The sequence below is a fragment of the Modestobacter sp. VKM Ac-2984 genome, from assembly GCF_026967985.1.
In the GTDB taxonomy this organism is placed as follows: Bacteria; Actinomycetota; Actinomycetes; order Mycobacteriales; family Geodermatophilaceae; genus Modestobacter.
Genome location: NZ_JAPVBJ010000016.1, coordinates 1 through 1,460 on the forward strand (window position 1 = coordinate 1; position 1,460 = coordinate 1,460).

The window sequence follows — 1,460 nt, forward strand, 5'->3', positions numbered from 1 at the left end:
GTGAGCTCCTATGTGCAAGTGCTCGGCGGTAGCGTCCGGGCTGGCGGTGGGTGCGGTGGACTGGCCGCAGCAAAGATCAGGTCTGGGACTGAGAGCCTGTCGCGCAGCTGGCTTCGGCCGTGAAGACGCGTCCCGTTTGCCGCTGCCGCACTCACCGTCCTATCGCGGTCGGTGCACGGCCGGCGGCGAGGTCTTCGTGCAGCGTCTTGAAGACCACGTCGGAGAGGCGTCGTTTCAGGCAGCGCAGCGCTTCGCGTCCGGTCTTGCCTTCGGCGCGTTTGCGCAGGTAGTAGGCGCGGCCTTCGGTGTCGGCCCGGATCTGGGTGATCGCCATCGTGTAGAGCACCCGGTTGAGCGTGCGGTTGCCTGAACGGTTGAGCCGATGCCGGCTGGTGCGTCCGGAGGAGGCCGGGATCGGAGCGGTGCCGTTGGCTGCGGCGAAGGCGTGCCGGGAGCGGTAGCGGCGCACATCGGCGACCTCGCCGAGGATGGTGGCCGCACCGATCGGGCCCAGGCCGTAGAGCTCGGTCAGGCCGGTGTCGACCTCGGCCACCGCGGCGGTGATGAGGTCGGCGACTTCGCGGATCTCGGCGGTCAGCTCGGCCAGCCGTGCCAGCCGGCGGCGGGTCAGCAGGGCCCGCACGCTGGTCTGGCCGGCGAGCAGGTCCTGGGCCTTGGTGATGAAGGTCGGCGCGGTCAGCCGCGGGATGTCGGCCTGGTAGCCGGGCAGCAGGCCGTGCAGTTCGGAGTGAGTGCGGTTGGCCAGGGCGGTGCGCTCGGCGACCAGCTGAGCGCGGTAGTCGGCCAGCGCCCGCAGATCGGCGGCCTGACCGACCGCCAGCCGGACCTGCGGCAGGGCCGGCTCCCGGGCGGTGATCCGGGCGATCGCGACCGCGTCGACCGGGTCGGTCTTGCCTGCGCCGGGCCGGCCGGAGCGCTCCCGGCTGGTGAGGCTGGGCGGCACCTCGACGACCTCGAACGAGCCGGTGAGCACCAGATGCACGGCCGCACCGCGGCCGTAGTTGCCCGAGCCCTCGATGCCGACCCGAGTCACCGAGTGCGCGGTGAGCAGTCGCTCAAGGCTGTCGAAGCCGGCCTCGGTGTTGGCTGCCTCTGTGACCACCACCGGCCGCCCGGCATCGTCGATGACGGCCACCGCGAGGGTGTCCTTGTGGGTGTCGATTCCGGCGAGCACACGGGCTCCTTCCGCGTCGGACGAGCTCGCGGATCGCCGGTGTTCGGGCGCAGCGCATGCACCTGCGGGCCGCCGCGGCCCCACGCTCCTATCAAGCGTCAACCGCCCGAACCCCGACGGACGTCACCGGCGGGCAAACACTGCGAAGGCCACGACAGAACACGGCGGGCAGCAAGAGGTCGAGCCTCGCCGGTGACGCCCACGAGCACCCCGCCTCGGCGACGGGACGCCCCTTCGTACCGCAGGTGCAAGAGGTGTGTCGGAC

Annotated in this window: 1 protein-coding gene; it reads right to left on the reverse strand. The window is 71.6% G+C overall.

What is annotated here, in order from left to right:
* Positions 1 to 151 precede the first annotated feature (151 nt).
* Positions 152 to 1,195 carry an IS110 family transposase gene (locus O2W16_RS21570; protein ID WP_269160898.1) on the reverse strand — a complete coding sequence of 348 codons (1,044 nt, stop codon included), beginning with the start codon at positions 1,193 to 1,195 and terminating at the stop codon, positions 152 to 154.
* Between the last annotated feature and the right edge of the window lie 265 nt (positions 1,196 to 1,460).